This is a genomic window from Thauera phenolivorans (genome assembly GCF_001696715.1).
GTDB lineage: Bacteria > Pseudomonadota > Gammaproteobacteria > Burkholderiales > Rhodocyclaceae > Thauera > Thauera phenolivorans.
In genome coordinates, this window is record NZ_MBFM01000003.1 from 533358 (window position 1) to 549403 (window position 16046).

Sequence of the window (16046 nt, forward strand, 5' to 3'; positions counted from 1 at the left end):
CGGAAAGCGTGCGCCGCTTAGGAAATTCTTAGCAGGCGCGCAGCGAAGATTTAGGAAGCGCGCGCCCGCGCTCAGTCGGCCGGCGGCAGCTCGAGCAGCTCGAGCGGACGCTCGACCCGCAACTCGAAGCAGCCGCGGCCGGTCTTCTCGATGTGGATCGGCGCCTGGCGCTCGATCAGGCGGCGGGCAAGCAGGATCAGCCGTGCCTCGAGGTTGTCGCTCAGCTCGGGCAGGCGGATGCGGTGGTCGAGGCGCAGCTCGCGGTTGCTGAAGGCGGTGCGGCCGTGGGCGACGAAGTCGCTGAGCAGCACCCACAGGATGGCGCCGGCGACGCCCTTGATGAGGTAGTCGGGGCCGAGGAAAACGCTGTGGTTCTCGGCATAGTGGCGCACCCGCAGCGGCGGCCCGGCCGGGGTGGCGCCAGGCGGCGCGGCCGGCGCCGGGCTGCCCGGCGCCTCGGGCGGCGCATGCTGCAGCAGCTGGATGGCGGCACCGAGTCCGCCGGCGAGCGCCACCAGCGCGTCCTCGTCGTCGTAGCCGAAGCGAAGGTCGAGCGGGCTCTCGACGTAGAGCACGCCGAGCAGCTGGTGGCCGGCGCGGATCGGTACCGCGAGCTGACTGCGCGAATCGGGCAGGCCGGGCAGCGGAATCTCGGTCTCCAGGCCGGCGTCGAGGCCGTTGCGCGCGAGGCTGTCGCGCACCGCCCGGCCGTAGCTGTATTCGGCGGCGAAGTGGCCGATGCGGATCGGGGTGCGCTCGCGCGCCGCGACGCCGATGATGCCGTCGCCGAGGCCGATCTCCGCGCCCACGCCCGACACCGGGTAGCCGCGGCTGGCGACGGTGTACAGGCGGCCGGCGCGCGCGTCGAGCAGCAGCACCATCGCGTGGTGGATGTCGAACTGCATCTCCAGGCAGTTCAGCGTCTGCGCGAGCAGGCTGTCGAGGTCGGCGCACTCGCACAGGGTCTCGGCGCTCGCACGCAGCGCCGCGATCAGGTTGCGCCGCGCGGCCGGCACCGGCAGGGTGCGGCCGGGCACGCGCTCGATGTCTAGCACGCGGTAAATGTCGGCGCCGAGCAGACGGAATACGCCGGCCATGCCGGTGTGGGAGGCGATGCCGGCGAGCTTGGCCTTCATCTTCTCGAACAGCGGGCCGGCCTCCTCGGTACGCAGGTACTGCAGCGAGAGGCGGTAATGCGCCGCGCACACCGGATCGATCAGCGCGACGCGCGCGACCGGGTTGGCGAGGATGTTGCGGCGGGTGGTGTTGAAGAACTGGTAGGAGAGCGCGACATGGCCGGCGTCGACATACTGCACCTGCGACAGGTAGGCGAGATTGGGCACGCCCTCGGCGTCGGCGGTGGCGATCTGGCCGGGAATCGCCCCTTCGAGGCAGTCGCGGATGGCGTCGAGGCGGATCCTCATCGGCCCGCTCCGAGGGCGGTGCCGGCATTCGGGCCCGGGGTCTGGGAAAAGCCGGCGCTGGGCGTGAAGCTGACCGCGACGAGTTCGTCGGCCTCGCTCGCGAGCACCGCGCGGATGACCTCGCCGGAATAGCCCAGCTGCGTGAGCGCGCTGGCGAAGGCATCGACGTAGGCGGCGGCGAGCGCGCCGTCGTCCGGCTCGGGCGGCAGGATGCGGGCGTCGCTGCCCTTGAACTGCACGGTGCGGTGGGTCGGCGGTTCGCTGAAGGTCACCGCGATGCGGCCGCTGCAGCGCACGTCCTCGAGCAGGGCGGCGGCGGCGGCGCTGGCGAAGAGCACGTTCAGTGTGCGCCGATCGGCGCCGACCCGGCAGCCGGTGGCGCGGGCCAGATTGGGCAGCCCGCCCCGCCGGCAGGACGCGGCGCTGATCGACACGCCACCGCAGACGAAGGCGGCCTGCGCCGCATCGAGAACGAGAGGAAAGGGCGCGTCCATGATCCTGAAATCATAGACAGCGCCGGTCGCGGGCGAAAGGCGGGGCGCGCTCCGCCTGCGCTCATTGCGGCGGGGATGGAAACACGATCGCCAGCCCGGGCGGGTTCCCGCCCGGCGGCACCCAGGCCGGCGCCGGTTCGCCGGCGGGACCGAGCGCGCTCAGGTAGCGATGGATCGCGCGCAGGTCGTCGTCGGACATGTCGCGCAGGGCGAACCATGGCATCGGCGGGCGGTAGCGCCGCGTGCGGGCGTTCTGCAGCCACTCCGCCTCGCTCAGTCGCGGCACCGCGAGCCGCAGGTTGCTGGGGTAGGTCGTCCCCCAGGGGCCGCGCCAGCCGATGCGATCGCCGGTCAGCCATTGCGCTTCCGGCACGGCGCCAGCGTTCTGCGCGTAGCCGGGGGTGTGGCAGTCGTTGCAGCCGGCGACCTTGACCAGATAGCGGCCGCGCTCGATCAGCTTCGCCGACGCGGGGTCGGGGCCGTCGGCCAGGGCCGGGGAGGTCGCCGCCGCCAGCAACAGGGCGGCCAGCCGGGAGAGAAGGAATCGCGCGGTGTCGGTCATCGTCGTGCTCCGTCGGGTTGGGGACGTCGGGCCGCGTCGATTCCCGGCCCTGCAGCTGCAGTGTGGTCGAGCTCCGACGGCCGCGAGCCTAAAACGCCGCTCGCGAAATCTTAAAAATGGCTTATGCGTGAAGTCGCCTACAGGCCGAGGCTCTCGCCGGCGCCGAGCAGGGTGGCGATGCCGAGCGCGGCGAAGATCGCCGCGGCGATGCCGTGCACCAGACGGACCGGGATCTTCTCGGCGATACGGTCGCCGAGCAGCACCGCGGGCACGTTGGCGATCATCATGCCCAGCGTGGTGCCGGCGACGACCGCGGCAAGGGCCTGGTATTGCGCGGCGAGCGCCACGGTGGCGACCTGGGTCTTGTCGCCCATCTCGGCGAGGAAGAAGGCGACCACGGTGGTGCCGAAGACGCCGAAGCGGGCGAGCTTCGCCTCGTCCTCCTCGAGCTCGTCGGGCACCAGGATCCACACCGCCATGGCGAGGAAGGACAGGCCGAGGATCCAGCGCAGCGTGCCGGGCGCGAGGAGCGAGGTGAGCCAGGCGCCGAGCGCGCCGGCGCCCGCATGATTGGCCAGGGTCGCGACCAGGATGCCGAGCACGATCGGCAGCGGCTTGCGGAACTTGGCAGCGAGCAGGAAGGCGAGCAGCTGGGTCTTGTCGCCGACCTCGGCGAGAGCGACGATGCTGGTGGAGAGGAGGAAGGCTTCCATCGAATTCGCTCCGCGGCCGGAAGAAACCAATGACCATGCGCCTCCCCGGCCGTTACGGAGGTCCATGATCAAAGGTCTTGCCAGGTCGACGGACTGCCTGCGCCATGGCCCGGGGGGCCAAGTGTGTTGACGCAGGCCCCTGCCGTGGTGATGGCCGGGCGGCTACTCCCCGATGAAGGCGCGGATTCTAGCGAGGCGCGCGGGCATCGTCCACTGCCTCGGGTGGCAGTTCGCGCAGGTCGGCCACCACTTCGCGACCGAAGTCCTCGCTCAGCAGATGGGCGACGAGGCGGCGCGCGGCGTCCTGTGGCGGCACCAGCTGCCCGTCACGCGCGAGGGCGGCGAATCGTTCGCGCGCGGGGAAGCGGTCCGGGCTGCTGGCACGCACCTCGGCCTGCATCCCGGTGTCGAGCACGCCGGGCGCCAGGCTGCAGATGCGCAGGCCGGGGAGGGCGTCGGCGGCGACCGCGCGCGCGTGCTGGTCGAGCGCGGCCTTGGTCGCGCCATAGACGCTCCAGCCCGCGTAGGCCTTGCGCGCCGCGCCGCTCGAGACGTGGAGGATGCGGCAATCGCGCCCGGCGGGCCGCGCGGCGACGAGCGCATTGGCGAGGCTCAGCGGGGCCAGCACATTGACCGCCAGCGCGCGCGCGATCGCCGCCCCGTCCTGGCTGCCGAGCGGACCGACCGGTTGCAGCAGACCCGCGTTGTTGATCAGCAGCACGCGGTCGGCGTCGGCGACGAAGCGGGCGAGCGTGCCGCCGTCGAGCCAGTGCGCGAGCGCCGCGCCGTCGGCGAGGTCGATCGAGACTTCCTCGAGCTGGCCGGGGTGGGCCCGGGCCAACGCGGGATTTTCGCTGCGGGAGAGGCCGAGCACCGCGACGCCGCGGGCGAGCAGTTCGGCGGTTACGGCGGCACCGAGGCCGCGGCTGTGACCGGTGAGGATCGCGTGGGTCATTTTCGGGGAGCGGAAGTGGGGGAGGGACTCGGGCGCCGGGGGGCGATGGCGCTCAGTGCGCGGCGAACAGGCGAACGGAGGGCGTGATCGTCGCCAGTGCCGCGGTGTGCAAGCCGCCGTCGAAGGGGCGCACCGGACCCTCGAACTGGGCGAGCGAGAAGTTGCCGTAGCGCGGGTCGAGCGAGACCTCGGTGCCCACCCAGGGCGGCAGCAGGATCGGCTGACGCTCGTGCGCGAGCTCGATCTCGGCGATCACCAGCCCGGCGTGCTTGCCCTCGAACACGTCGACCTCGAAGGTCTGGCCGTGATACGGCACGAGGAAGCGGGTCTTCTGGATCAGACGGTTGCCGCAGTGGCTGGCGAGGATCTGGAGCGCGTCGGCAATCGGCATCGGGTATTCGAATTCGTCGCGCGCGATCCCGCTGCGTGAGCCCTTGAGGGTAAGGAAGGCCTTGTCGCCACGGACACGCACCCGGGTGGACATCGCGCCCGATTCCTTTGCGACGTAGCCCTGCACGATCGGCTCGCCGACCCTGCCGACCAGGAAACCCGTGTCCGGGACGAGGAACTTGCGTTCGATTTCCCTGGCCATCGTGCCTTCCTTGCATTTGCGAAAATCGGATTCTAACAAAGTTTTCCGGGGCCCGGCGCGAGCTACTCCAGTGTGATGCGCTGCGGAAGAATCGTGTCGGTCAGCCTGCGTTGCATGATGTAAGCGTTGTAAGCACGGCACATCGGTGCTTCCGTTGTCGAATGCGGCAGTGCACCATATGGGCCATACTTTCTTGTCCGGAGCACGACCATGATCTTCCGTCCCCCAGCCGACCGCCGCGTGAGCCTGGCGCTGCAAGGCGGTGGCGCACATGGCGCCTTCACCTGGGGCGTCCTCGACGCGCTGCTCGAAGACGGCCGCGTCGAATTCGATGGCATCAGCGGCACCAGCGCGGGTGCGATGAACGCGGTGGTATTCGCCGACGGCATGGTGCGGGGCGGCCGCGAGGGCGCACGCGAGGCGCTGGCGAAATTCTGGGACGCGGTCGGCAACGCCGTGCCCTTCGATCTGAGCATGGGCGGTGATGCCGAGAACGGCGGACTGGCGCCCGGCATCCGCATGATGCTCTACTGGGCGCGACAGTTCTCGCCGCAGCAGCTCAATCCCTTCGACATCAACCCGTTGCGCGACATCATCAGCGCCCAGATCGATTTCGAGCGCCTGCGCGAGAAGAGCGCGCTGAAGCTGTTCATTGCTGCCACCAACGCCAACACCGGCCGGCTGCGCCTGTTCACCACGCGCGAGATGAGCGTGCAGGCGCTGCTCGCCTCCGGCTGCCTGCCCTCGATCCACCACACGATCGAGATCGATGGCGAGCCCTACTGGGACGGTGCCTATTCCGCCAATCCCGCGGTATTCCCTCTCTTGTACGACTGCGCGGCGAGCAACATCATGCTCGTCCTGCTCAGCCCGATGCTTCACGGCGCGACCCCGCGCACCGCCGAGGAGATCCGCGCGCGCTCGCTCGATCTCGCCTTTTCGACCAACTTCCTGCGCGAGATGCGTTCGATCGCGCATGCGCGCGAGTACGCCTCCCGCTCGGTGCTGCCGCTCGGTCGCCTCGAGCGGCGGTTGAAGCGGGTGCACTTCCACCTCGTCGAGGCCGACGAGTTGCTCAGCCAGCTCGCCGCCGAGACCCGCCTCACCACCAGCCTGGCCTTCCTGCACATGTTGCGCGACCAGGGCCGCGACCATGCCGCCGCCTGGCTGTCGCGCCACTACACTAAGCTGGGCAAGCGTTCCTCGCTGAACGTACGCGACGCCTTCTACTGAGCCTCAGCCGGCGAGCGCTTCGCGCACCCAGGCGTTGGCCTGGCGGGCATCGAAATTGTTGCCCCAGCGCGCCTTCAGCGCCGCCATCACCACACCCATCGACTTCGGGCCTCGATCGTCGAGGCCGGCGACGGTCTCCGCGATCAGCGCGCGGACTTCCGACTCGCTCGCCATCGCCGGCAGATAGGACTCGAGGATCGTCGATTCCTCGGCGAGGGCGGCCTGGCGGGCCGGGTCCTTGATCACCGCGAGCGCTTCCTGGTTGTTCTTCAGGAACTTGCGAATGGTCTGCTGCACCTCCTCGTCGGTGCTGTCGCGGTTGCCCGCGTTCTTGCCCACCATCGCCGCCTCGGCCACCAGGGTGCCGAGCAGGGTGGCGCGCACGCCGTCGCCGGCCTTGCGCGCGAGCAGGTTGTCTTTTTTCAGTTGCGCGAGAAGACTCATCGGGATGCTCCGAGTGGGGGATCGGCACGCAGTTTAGCGCACGCGCGCGACCGTCCGCGCGCTCACAGCTCGAGCGACAGACCCTTCGGATGGTAGGCCTGGTAGCCGCGCCGCTTCTGGTCGGCCGCCTCGCTCCAGGGCGCGGTGGTGGTGGTGAGGTAGTTGAAGTGCAGGCGCGGCGCGCCCTGACCCTGGTGTGCCTGCAGCAGCAACTCGACCGCCGCCGCATGCGGGTGGCGGAACACCGCGCCGCTGGTCGACAGCAGATAGTGCTTGCAGCGCAGGCGGGCAAGCAGGGATTCGCTGAGATTGGCGACGCTGCCGTGATGCGGCAGCTTGAAGCCGGTGAGCGCGAGCCTGGCGTCGCCGTCGAGCAGGCGCGCGAGCGAGGCCTCGAGCACCGCCGGCCAGGCGTCGCCGGCGAGCAGGAAACGGATCTTCGGCTTGTCGAGCGGATACTCCAGCAGCAGCGCGATGCTGCTGCCGTTGGCGACGCTGGCGTCGCTGCCGAAGGGCGCTTCAGGCCCGGCCTCGGCCTCCTCCTCGCCGCCGAGGGTGTCGCGCGGGGGCAGGGCGAGGTCGCGGTCTTGCGGATCGGGAAACTCACAGCCTTCTTCTTCCGCATCGAACTCGCCGAGCACGTCGCCGAGCGGGCGCAGGTTGCGCGCCGCCTCGAGCTTCAGTCGCAGGCTGTCGGCGTCGCCCGACGCGACGCCGGCCTTGGCGAGTTCGGCGCGCCAACGGTCCTTCAGCGCGAGCAGACGCTCGAAGTCGGGCGAGAACAGGGTCAGCCGGCAGCCACCCGGCAGCTCCGCTACCGGCAGGCCGGGCTGGCCGCGGTCGATCGCGGCGAGCCGGTCGGGCAGGCCGGCATTCCATGCCTCGCAACCGGTGCGCGCCTCGTAGTCGGCGATCAGCACACCGAGGATCTCGCCCTGCACCGCACCGAGCGGCCGACCTGCCGGATCGGGTACTCGGTCGAGCTGGTCGCGGCCGTTGAACCAGATGCGCTCGAAGCGGCAGCCGAGCGCCTCGGCGTCCTGCAGCAGGCGGATCACCCCTTCGATGTGGTCGCCGTCGATGTGGGTGATCACCAACAGCTCGAAGCGGCGCTCGCCCGCCGGCAGGTGCAGGATGCGCTCGCGCAGCGTCGGGTAGGTGTGGGCGGGGCCGCCATCGATCAGGATGCGCCAAACATCCCGGCCGCTGCCGTACTCGATCCAGAGGCAGTCGCCGTGGGCGGCAGGCAGCATCTCGATACGGAACATGGGGCCTCCTCCGGGATCACGCGGCAGGCCGGGCGGAGGCTTCCGCCGGGCGCGGCGTCAGCCGCCATTGGGCGTCGCCGAGGGCGACCAGGCAGAGCGCGATGAGGTGGCCGCGCGCCAGCATACGGCGTCGCACGCGGCGCAGGATGGTGCCGAAGTCGGCCCGAGGATCGTTCACCGCGACCAGCTCGGCGACCAGTTCGCGCGCGAGGGGCGCGGCATGGCGGCCGAGCACCTCGGCCAGGGTGCCGAGCACGATCGCGGTCTTGTGCTGCTGCAGGTAGCGGGTGAGCTGGACATAGCCGGCACCGCTCTCGGTCGCGGTGCGGCAACCGAGCAGGAGGACGATCGGCCCCGGCTCCAGCCCGCCCGGATTGAGGTACTCGGCACCGATCTGGCCGCGGCTGAGCCTGCCCAGCCGAGGCGGCAGGGTGTCCTCGCCGATCTGCAGATAGTCGAGCGCGTCCGCCTCGCCGTGGTGCGGCAGCGCGAGCAGCAGCGGCGGATGGGCGCGCACCGCCTGGCGCCATTCGCTCCAGTCGCGGGCGAGGGTGGCGCGCGCGAAACTGCGCTGCAGCGCGCGCCAGGTGAGTTCGCGCTCGTCCTCCGGGACGAGCTCGCTGCTGGCGAACACCACCGCGTCGAGCGCGGGCAGGCTGCGCCGCCGTGCGTTCGGCAGCGACGGGTCGGCGAGTTCGTCCGGGTCCAGGCGTTCGATGATCTTCGCGATCGACCAGAAGCCGAAGGGGCACACCAGCGGCATCGCGGCGCGTTGGTCGTCAGGTACCGGGCCGCGGCAGCGCGGGCAGTGGGCGGCTTCGGTGGCGAGTGCCGCCAGGCCCTCGGGGCACAGGCGGGCGTCGTCGGCCGGGTAGCCGCGGTCGTAGACGAACTCGAAGGGGGCGTAGGTCTGCGGGTCGAGGTTCAGCACCTGGATGCGTTCGCCCGGGTCGGTGAAACCCTGCACCGCGAGCACGCCATGAAGGGTCGCGCCGTGCCGTGCCATCGTGCGCAGCAGGGCCAGCACCGCCGGGTCTTCGGGGTCGAGTCCGGCGCCGGACTCGCCGTTCGCCTCCTCGCGGCGCACCAGCGTGGCCTGGGTCAGGAAGGCCTTCTCGTTGAGCCAGTCGATCGCCCGATTGGCCTGGCTGAGGTCGTAGCGCCGCACTTCCAGTTCGCCGATCCGTTGCAGTCCCGCCGCCCCGCACACCAGCAGGCTGTCGACCGGCGCGCTGTCGGCGATCTCGAGCGCCTGACGCCGGCTGGCGAGCACGCGCACGCGCAGCAGGGCCTGGCCCGGCAGCTCGGGCTCGCCCGCGGCGAGCACCGCGGCGTCGATCGAGACCGCCTCGAACACCCGGCCACGGAAGAGGAAAACCAGCTCCACCGCGAGGTGGCGCTCGTGCGCGGGCACCTCGAGCGGAAAGTCGCAGGCGTTGCTCGGCAGGCTGCGGTCGGCCGGCAAGACCAGCTTGCGCCGCATCGCGCTGCCGCCGGACGTCATCACCGCGGTCAGCTCGAGTCCTTCGTCGGGGATATCGACCGTCGGCACCGCGAGGTCGGCGTGGGCCGCCAGGTCGGGCACTGGGAGGCCGATCCAGCAGCGCAGCACGCAGTGTGCGCCGGCGACGAAGGTGTTGCGGCGCTCGCCCTGGTGGAGGAGGCAGGCGTTGACCCGGCGGGCTTCCGCCGGTGCCGCGGCAGCACGTTCGACCTGACCCCGCGGCGCGCTGCGGGCGGCCGCCTGGGGCAGGTCGTCGATCGCCGCCGGGCCGGTGCGAGCCGCCTCGGCGAGCGCGGCCTCGATCACCGCGCGCTCCGTGGCTGGAGCGACGGCGGCAAACGTGCGCAGGCGTTCGCGCAGCGAGCGAAGCGGAATCCGCGCCGCAAGCGCGAGGAGCCGGTGCCGCGACGGCGAATGGGGTGCCAGTCCGGCGAGCAGCTGCCAGGCGAGGTCCGCGCATGCCCGCCACCCGGCTTCGTCCAGCGGAAGACAGAGCGCCGCCTCGAGGGCGGCGATCCGCTGAGTGTCGGGCATCTCGGCGCGTACTACGGCGAGCAGGTCGGCGAGGGCGGCGGCGTCTATCTTGGTCATCATGGCTGAGCTTCGGCTCCTCGCTGGCGGGCGGGCTGCGGGGATGCCAGCGCCGCGCAGGAAATCAGTCGGGCAGCAATTCGGGAACGTAGCGCTGGAGCCGGTCGCCCAGCAGTGCGCCGGCGTGGCGCACCAGCACGTCGAGCTCGGGCTGCGAGAGTTTCTTCAGGTGGGTGCGGATCGCGGAGGCGAAGGCGGCGTCGCCCGGCCGTGCCTCGCCGAGCTCGCTGTCGATCGAGAACCACACCGGCTTGGCGCCGCCTTCCTTGCCCGCGCCGAGCTCGAGTCGCTTGAACTGCAGGCCGCGCACCTGCTCCATCATGATGCCGATCGATTCGGTTAGCACCACGGCGCCGGACTCGGTCGGGCTTTCCTCGATCGCGAAGGGCTTGCCCGCGTCGCTGACGATCACGTAGTCGAGCGCGTTACGCTTGCGCAGCAGCGGATTGACCCCGAGGTTGTCATAGACGCCGCCGTCGGTGAGGCAGACGTAATCGACCCCGCCGGTGGGATATTCATCATGGTCGATGCGCAGCGGCGGGAACACCGGCGGGAAGGCGGAGGAGGCGGCCACCGCGCGGCTGAGCCGGAAGCCGTGGGCGGGCGCGACGCCCAGTTCCCATTCGCCCATCTCGGCCGGGCCGCCACCGCCGGTGACGAAGAAGAACAGGTTGCCGCTGGCGAGATTGGTCGCGTTGAGGTAGAGCCTCGGCGCGCCCGACAGCGAGCCGAGGGTGCGCTTGCCATAGAGGTCGCGCTCGTAGCTGGCGGCGAGCTTGTCCAGGCGGCTGGCGAAGGGGTCGAGCACGCCGCCGATCACCGAGGCGGCGGCGATCGAGGTGGTCCGCAGGTAGTGTTCGAGGCGGTCGAGCGCATCGTCCTCACCCCAGTGCGCAGCGAGAAAGGCGCCGGCGATGCTGCCGCCGCTGACGCAAGTCAGGAGGTCGAGTCTCCACAACAGGCCGAGCTCGTGCAGCTTGCGAAAGGCGCCGAGATGGAAGGCCGCGGCACGGAAGCCGCCGCCGGACAGCGCGAGGCCGATGCGCTTGTCGATACCGCCCACGCTGACTGTCATCGTGCCTCCCCCTGGTCGGATGATCCGCGCGCCCGTCTGTCCGGGCGCTGCGACTGCCTTTTCAATCTAGAAGACGGACCTGGAATCCGAAAGGAGAGTCGGACGGGACGGCGTGACGGATTACTCGGCCGCGAGTACCGGGATCACGCGACCGGGTGCCGGCCAGGTGCCGCGCTCGAGCGCGCGTCCGTCCTCGAACACCAGCCAGCTCTGTGCGCCGTAGTGCGGCAGCGGGCGTTGCAGCGACCGCAGCGCCTCCGCATCGCGCGCCGAGACGACAGCGACCGGCGGCTTGCCCTCGAGCGCGATGGTCCATGCCTGGGCGCTGCCGCGGCGGCCAATCGCCGCCGGGCGCGGGGGAAGGCCGCTGGCGGCGAGGGTGGCATCGATATCGTCGTGCAGGCCGGCGAGCAGCACCGGGCCGTGGGGCTCGGTCAGGGCGTCGGCGGCGGCGCGGCGAACGGGATTCTCGAACAGGCGGGCGGCCAGGGCCTCGACGGCCTGGACCACCGCCGCGTCGCCACTCGCGATCGTCAGTCGCGGCGTACGCGCCAGGATCCACTGGCGCAGGATCGGCGGCAGCTGGCCCGGCTCGAGCATGCGCCACACGCGCAGTTCGGGGTCGAGGCGCACGCCGCGCGGGACTTCGTCCAGCGCGAGCGTGAGCGAGGCGGCCTTGCCCTCGAGCGCAACCCAGTGCATCTCGCTGCCGCTGTCCGTCAGCAGCTCGATCGGGAGACGCAGCGCATAAGGCGGGGCGGGCTGGGCGAGCGCGAGCGTGAGTCGGGTGCGTCCGCTCTCGGTGCTGGCGCGGGCGTCGACGATCGCCGGGTCGGGCGCGCCGGCGCGCTCGAGCCACTGGGCGAAGAACACCGCCAGCGAGCGCCCCGAGGCGAGCTCGAAGGCGCGCCGCAGCTCGGTCCAGCCGGCGACGCGGAAGCGCTGCTCCATCCAGAAGATGCGGATCCCGCGCTCGAAGGCCTGTTCGCCGATCAGGTCGCGCAGCATGACGAACAGCATTGCCGCCTTGCCGTAGCCGATCGCCGCCGCGGCGCCGTGGGTGCGGGCGCGGAACTGCGTCAGGGTGTGTTCGCGACCCTCGGGTACGGCGGCGAAGTCGCGCAGCCAGCCGAGCCGCATTTCGCGCGCGGCCTCCGCCGAAGCGTCCTCCTTGAAGGCGTAGTCGGCCATGAAGGTGGTCAGGCCCTCGGACCAGTTGCCGCTCGCGTAATCGACCTGGACGCCATTGCCCCACCAGTTGTGCAGGATCTCGTGGCCGAGCGAGGTCGCACGGATGAAGGGCAGGCGCAGCACGTCGGCGCCGATGTAGGTCAGCGTCGGCATGCCGAAGCCGGTCGGCAGCGGGCTGGCGACCACCGAGAACGCGTCGAAGGGGTATGCACCGATGCGGGCCGCATAGCGTTCGATGTAGCGCCGGCTGTCGTCGAGGTAGGCGTCGGCGAGGCCCGGCTCGGCGTCCAGCTCGGCCGGGAAATACGTCCGCAGGCGCAGCGGGGCTTGCCCGTTGCGGTGCACCATGCGCTCGCGCACGGCCCAGGGGCCGGCCATCAGGTCGATCCCGTCGGCCGGGTCGGCGAACTCGAAACGTGCGCGGTAGCGCCCGCCCTCATCCACGGGCAGGCGCTCGTCGAGCAGGCTGCCGGGCACCAGCGCACGCTGGTCGGCGGGCAGCGAGAGCGCAACGCGGTAGGCGAAGCGGGCGGCCGGGGCGGGATACCAGCCACTGCCCGCGGGCAGATAACTGCCTGCGCGCGAGGCCATCGGCGGCAGGCGACGCAGCACCTGGCGATGATCGAGGCGGGCGGCGAGCGCGGGCAGCTGACCGCCGTACTCGAGCTGCAGGGTGGCACCCGCCGGCACCATCGTGCGCCACGCGCGCAGACCCTGCTGCGGGGCGCTCGCGCCCAGCGACGCCGGCTTGCCGTCGATCGTCGCGGCGGCGACCGTGAGCGATTCGTGCAGGACGAAGACGAATTCGCCCGCGGGCGGGCGCACCGCCGCGCGCGCCTCCATCTGCCGGGTGTGGGGGTCGAGGCTGAGCTCGATTTCGAGCGGCAAGGTCTGAGCCAGGGCCGGTCTGCTGCAGCCGAGGACGGCGACAAGGAGGACGGTGGTTCGCAGCAGGACTGCGGCGCTCATGGCTGGTCCGGCGGAAAGCGGATCACGATCTCGCGCGTCACGCCCGCGCGCTCGAGGGTGAGCGGCAGCCAGGTGCCGGGCGGCTGACGGCGGATCGCGGCAACGAGCTGACTCGCGCTCTTCGCCGGTCGGCCGCCGATATCGACGATCAGGTCGCCCGTCTCCAGCCCGCTGCGCGCGGCGAGGCTGTCGGCGGTGACGTCGGCGATCCTGACCCCGCGCTCCTGCGTCTCGAGCATTACGCCGAGGCGCGGGGGCGGCGGCGCGGCGTCGGCGCGCGCCGGCAGCGCGAACACCGCGTCCGCCAGCCCGTCCTCGAGCATGGCGCAGTCGGTGGAGGCGGGCAGTGGCAGCAGAGTGCCGATCTCGCTGACGCCGAGCGTGTGCAGCTGGTGGGCCACGCCGTGGCCGAAGCGCACATGGCCGCTGCCCATGATCCCGACCGCGAGCGGCGTCCGTTCGCCGGCCGCCGCGCGCACGTGGGCCGCGAGCGCCTCGGCCATCGCGCGGTCCCAGGTCGACTGCGATTCGACGAAGTGGCGGAAGGCGGCGTCCTCGCGCGCCGGCTCGCCCTTGCCGCGCATCCGCGCATGCTCGCGATGGCTGGCGAAGAGCAGATCGACGTAGTCGGCTGGCGGCGCACTCGCGCGGCCGACGCCTTCGCGCGCGGCGCTCGGGGTCGCGTCCCAGCCGCCGCTGGCGACGCTGCGGATCAGGCTCATGTCCACGTTGAGCGCGATCATCGGGACGCGGTTGAGGCGAGCGAACTCGAACAGGGGCATGTAGAGCTCGGCGGGGAAGCTCCACAGGCCGTCCCAGCCGACTTCACGCAGGAACTCCGCGCTGCCGAGCTCGCCTGCCACCCAGCGGTCGAGCACCGGCTGCACGCGGCGCGGGAACATCTCGAAGCCGATCACCATGTCGGGCCGGCGGGCGTGCAGCGCGGCCAGCACCTGGAGCTGCCAGCGGTGGTCGTCGGCGCTGTCGTGCTGTTCGCCGAGCAGCACCACCTGGCGCTGCGCTATGTCGGCGAGCAGCGCATCGGTGGCGAGCGGTCGTGGTGCGGGTCGATTGTCGACGCGGGCGGGGGCGGCCCAGGTCGCTGGTGCGATGCAGGCTGCGAGCGACGACCCGCCGGCCGGCTGCGATTCGGAGCCGGCGAAGGCGCTCAGGCCGAGGCCGGCGCAGGCGAGGGTGGCGACAAGCAGGCGGCGGGCGCGAAGAGGCATGGTCGGTCGATTTCCGGCGGGCAGAGCCGGGTAGAGCCTCGCCGCGCGCGCGAGTTCCTGAACGCAGCCTCCTGAATGACGCGACCCGCAGGGCCTTGCGGCCGTGCGGGTCGGTGCGGGCGGGAGCGACGCTTATTCCGGGCGCATCTGCGGGAAGAGGATCACGTCGCGGATCGCCGGGGCATCGGTGAGCAGCATGACGAGGCGGTCGATGCCGATGCCGCAGCCGCCGGTGGGGGGCAGGCCGTACTCGAGCGCGCGGATGTAGTCGGCGTCGTAGTACATCGCCTCCTCGTCGCCGGCCTCCTTGGCCTCGACCTGGGCGCGGAAGCGCGCGGCCTGGTCCTCGGGGTCGTTGAGCTCGGAGAAGCCGTTGGCGATCTCGCGGCCGACGATGAAGAGCTCGAAGCGCTCGGTGATCTCGGGGTCGGTGTCGGAGGCGCGCGCCAGCGGCGAGACCTCGACCGGGTAGTCGATGATGAAGGTCGGCTCCCACAGCTCGGCCTCGGCGCAGGCTTCGAACAGCTGCAGCTGCAGGCTGCCGAGGCCGCCCGGCTTCACCTTCTCGCCGAAGGCGCTGATCCGCGCCTTGAGCCAGTCGGGGTCGGCGAGCTGTTCCTCGGTGAAGCCGGGATGGTACTTGCGGATCGCCTGGACGATGGTCAGCCGGTGGAAGGGCGTCGACAGGTCGAGCTCGCGGCCCTGGTAGACGAAGGTTTCGGTGCCGAGCGCCTCGCGCGCGGCGTGTCGGATCAGGCCTTCGGTGAAGTCCATCAGCGTCCTGTAGTTCGCGTACGCCTCATAGAACTCCATCATCGTGAATTCGGGGTTGTGGCGCGGCGAGAGACCTTCGTTGCGGAAGTTGCGATTGACCTCGAACACCTTCTCGAAGCCGCCCACCACCAGGCGCTTGAGGTAGAGCTCGGGCGCGATGCGCAGGAACAGTTCCATGTCGAGCGCGTTGTGGTGGGTGGTGAAGGGCTTGGCCGCGGCGCCGCCCGGGATCGGGTGCATCATCGGCGTCTCGACCTCAAGGAAGCCGTGGCCGGTCATGTAGTTGCGGATCGACTGCACCATGCGGCTGCGCGCGACGAAGGTGAAGCGCGACTGCTCGTTCATGATCAGGTCGACATAGCGCTGGCGGTACTTCTGCTCGACGTCGGTGAGGCCGTGGAACTTGTCCGGCAGCGGGCGCAGACTCTTGGTGAGCAGGCGGACCTCGCTCGCCTTGACCGACAGCTCGCCGGTGCGGGTCTTGAACACGGTGCCGACGCAGCCGACGAAGTCGCCGATGTCCCAGGTCTTGAAGTCGGCATAGACGTCCTCGCCCACCGCGTCACGCTGCACGTAGAGCTGGATGCGGCCCGAGAGGTCCTGGATGGTGACGAAGCTCGCCTTTCCCATCACCCGCTTGAGCATGAGCCGGCCGGCGATCTTGACCTCGACCGGCGTCGCCTCCAGCTCGTCCGCCTCCTTGTCGCCGTAGAGCTCGTCGAGCTTGCCGGCGGTGTTCTCGCGCGAGAAATCGTTGGGAAAGGCGCGGCCGCTCGCCCGCCATTCGGCGAGCTTCTCGCGGCGCTCGGCCATGAGGCGATTTTCATCCAGGGGCGCGTTCGGGGAGGTCTGTTCGGACATGATGTGAGGTTCGCCGGGTCAAGTGCGTAATTGTCGCAGGCGCGCACGTTCGGGGCAAATCCGCGTTGCTGCACGGCAACAACATCAGGCGGGGGCAGGGCGGGAGGACATTCGGGCTGGCCGGGTGCCCGGAACGGGGACTAGACTGTCGCCAAATTCATGCCGAC

Annotated in this window: 14 protein-coding genes and 1 riboswitch; of the genes, 1 reads left to right on the plus strand and 13 read right to left on the minus strand. The window is 70.9% G+C overall.

Annotated elements, in window-relative coordinates:
- Positions 1–71 precede the first annotated feature (71 nt).
- From BB334_RS09410 to BB334_RS09435, 6 genes are all read right to left on the minus strand, one after another.
- Positions 72–1424, minus strand: a complete 1353-nt coding sequence (locus BB334_RS09410) for a GAF domain-containing protein (RefSeq protein WP_068807601.1) — start codon at positions 1422–1424, stop codon at positions 72–74.
- On the minus strand, positions 1421–1918 hold the full coding sequence (locus tag BB334_RS09415; protein WP_068807604.1) for a hypothetical protein: 498 nt from the start codon (positions 1916–1918) through the stop codon (positions 1421–1423). The genes BB334_RS09410 and BB334_RS09415 overlap by 4 nt, the downstream gene beginning before the upstream one ends.
- Before the next feature lie 61 nt (positions 1919–1979).
- A complete protein-coding gene (locus tag BB334_RS09420; protein ID WP_068807607.1) occupies positions 1980–2480 on the minus strand; it encodes a c-type cytochrome in 501 nt (166 codons plus the stop codon).
- Between the two features lie 137 nt (positions 2481–2617).
- Entirely contained in the window at positions 2618–3193 is a 576-nt protein-coding gene (locus BB334_RS09425; protein ID WP_068807610.1) for a TMEM165/GDT1 family protein, read from the minus strand.
- Positions 3194–3204: 11 nt separating this feature from the next.
- Positions 3205–3376: riboswitch (yybP-ykoY riboswitch) on the minus strand.
- Positions 3377–3380: 4 nt separating this feature from the next.
- Entirely contained in the window at positions 3381–4148 is a 768-nt protein-coding gene (locus BB334_RS09430; RefSeq protein WP_068807613.1) for an SDR family oxidoreductase, read from the minus strand.
- A 52-nt stretch (positions 4149–4200) separates the two neighbouring features.
- On the minus strand, positions 4201–4740 hold the full coding sequence (locus BB334_RS09435) for a CYTH domain-containing protein (protein WP_068807616.1): 540 nt from the start codon (positions 4738–4740) through the stop codon (positions 4201–4203).
- A gap of 210 nt (positions 4741–4950) precedes the next feature.
- Between BB334_RS09435 and BB334_RS09440 the strand changes: the two genes are divergently transcribed.
- Positions 4951–5973 (plus strand): patatin-like phospholipase family protein, encoded by a 1023-nt coding sequence (locus BB334_RS09440; RefSeq protein ID WP_068807619.1) that lies wholly within the window; start codon positions 4951–4953, stop codon positions 5971–5973.
- Between the two features lie 3 nt (positions 5974–5976).
- On the opposite strand, the gene BB334_RS09445 is transcribed toward BB334_RS09440, so the two are convergent.
- From BB334_RS09445 to lysS, 7 genes are all read right to left on the minus strand, one after another.
- Entirely contained in the window at positions 5977–6417 is a 441-nt protein-coding gene (locus tag BB334_RS09445; protein WP_068807622.1) for a GatB/YqeY domain-containing protein, read from the minus strand.
- 62 nt (positions 6418–6479) lie between these two features.
- Entirely contained in the window at positions 6480–7685 is a 1206-nt protein-coding gene (locus tag BB334_RS09450) for a ComEC/Rec2 family competence protein (RefSeq protein ID WP_068807625.1), read from the minus strand.
- 16 nt (positions 7686–7701) lie between these two features.
- On the minus strand, positions 7702–9783 hold the full coding sequence (locus tag BB334_RS09455; RefSeq protein ID WP_068807629.1) for a hypothetical protein: 2082 nt from the start codon (positions 9781–9783) through the stop codon (positions 7702–7704).
- Positions 9784–9844: 61 nt separating this feature from the next.
- On the minus strand, positions 9845–10855 hold the full coding sequence (locus BB334_RS09460) for a patatin-like phospholipase family protein (RefSeq protein ID WP_068807632.1): 1011 nt from the start codon (positions 10853–10855) through the stop codon (positions 9845–9847).
- A gap of 120 nt (positions 10856–10975) precedes the next feature.
- Complete coding sequence (locus BB334_RS09465; protein WP_068807635.1) at positions 10976–13015, minus strand: M1 family metallopeptidase; 2040 nt, start codon at positions 13013–13015, stop codon at positions 10976–10978.
- Entirely contained in the window at positions 13012–14244 is a 1233-nt protein-coding gene (locus BB334_RS09470) for a ChaN family lipoprotein (RefSeq protein ID WP_068807637.1), read from the minus strand. The genes BB334_RS09465 and BB334_RS09470 overlap by 4 nt, the downstream gene beginning before the upstream one ends.
- A 132-nt stretch (positions 14245–14376) precedes the next feature.
- Positions 14377–15879, minus strand: a complete 1503-nt coding sequence (gene lysS, locus BB334_RS09475; protein ID WP_068807640.1) for a lysine--tRNA ligase — start codon at positions 15877–15879, stop codon at positions 14377–14379.
- Positions 15880–16046: the final 167 nt, after the last annotated feature.

Bases quoted from the DNA above. Each gene is read 5' to 3' on its own strand.
- lysS (WP_068807640.1), bottom strand. From the start codon at position 15,879: ATGTCCGAACAGACCTCCCCGAACGCGCCCCTGGATGAAAATCGCCTC.
- BB334_RS09470 (WP_068807637.1), bottom strand. From the start codon at position 14,244: ATGCCTCTTCGCGCCCGCCGCCTGCTTGTCGCCACCCTCGCCTGCGCC.
- BB334_RS09420 (WP_068807607.1), bottom strand. From the start codon at position 2,480: ATGACCGACACCGCGCGATTCCTTCTCTCCCGGCTGGCCGCCCTGTTG.
- BB334_RS09425 (WP_068807610.1), bottom strand. From the start codon at position 3,193: ATGGAAGCCTTCCTCCTCTCCACCAGCATCGTCGCTCTCGCCGAGGTC.
- BB334_RS09445 (WP_068807622.1), bottom strand. From the start codon at position 6,417: ATGAGTCTTCTCGCGCAACTGAAAAAAGACAACCTGCTCGCGCGCAAG.
- BB334_RS09455 (WP_068807629.1), bottom strand. From the start codon at position 9,783: ATGATGACCAAGATAGACGCCGCCGCCCTCGCCGACCTGCTCGCCGTA.
- BB334_RS09465 (WP_068807635.1), bottom strand. From the start codon at position 13,015: ATGAGCGCCGCAGTCCTGCTGCGAACCACCGTCCTCCTTGTCGCCGTC.
- BB334_RS09460 (WP_068807632.1), bottom strand. From the start codon at position 10,855: ATGACAGTCAGCGTGGGCGGTATCGACAAGCGCATCGGCCTCGCGCTG.
- BB334_RS09435 (WP_068807616.1), bottom strand. From the start codon at position 4,740: ATGGCCAGGGAAATCGAACGCAAGTTCCTCGTCCCGGACACGGGTTTC.
- BB334_RS09440 (WP_068807619.1), top strand. From the start codon at position 4,951: ATGATCTTCCGTCCCCCAGCCGACCGCCGCGTGAGCCTGGCGCTGCAA.
- BB334_RS09430 (WP_068807613.1), bottom strand. From the start codon at position 4,148: ATGACCCACGCGATCCTCACCGGTCACAGCCGCGGCCTCGGTGCCGCC.
- BB334_RS09410 (WP_068807601.1), bottom strand. From the start codon at position 1,424: ATGAGGATCCGCCTCGACGCCATCCGCGACTGCCTCGAAGGGGCGATT.
- BB334_RS09415 (WP_068807604.1), bottom strand. From the start codon at position 1,918: ATGGACGCGCCCTTTCCTCTCGTTCTCGATGCGGCGCAGGCCGCCTTC.
- BB334_RS09450 (WP_068807625.1), bottom strand. From the start codon at position 7,685: ATGTTCCGTATCGAGATGCTGCCTGCCGCCCACGGCGACTGCCTCTGG.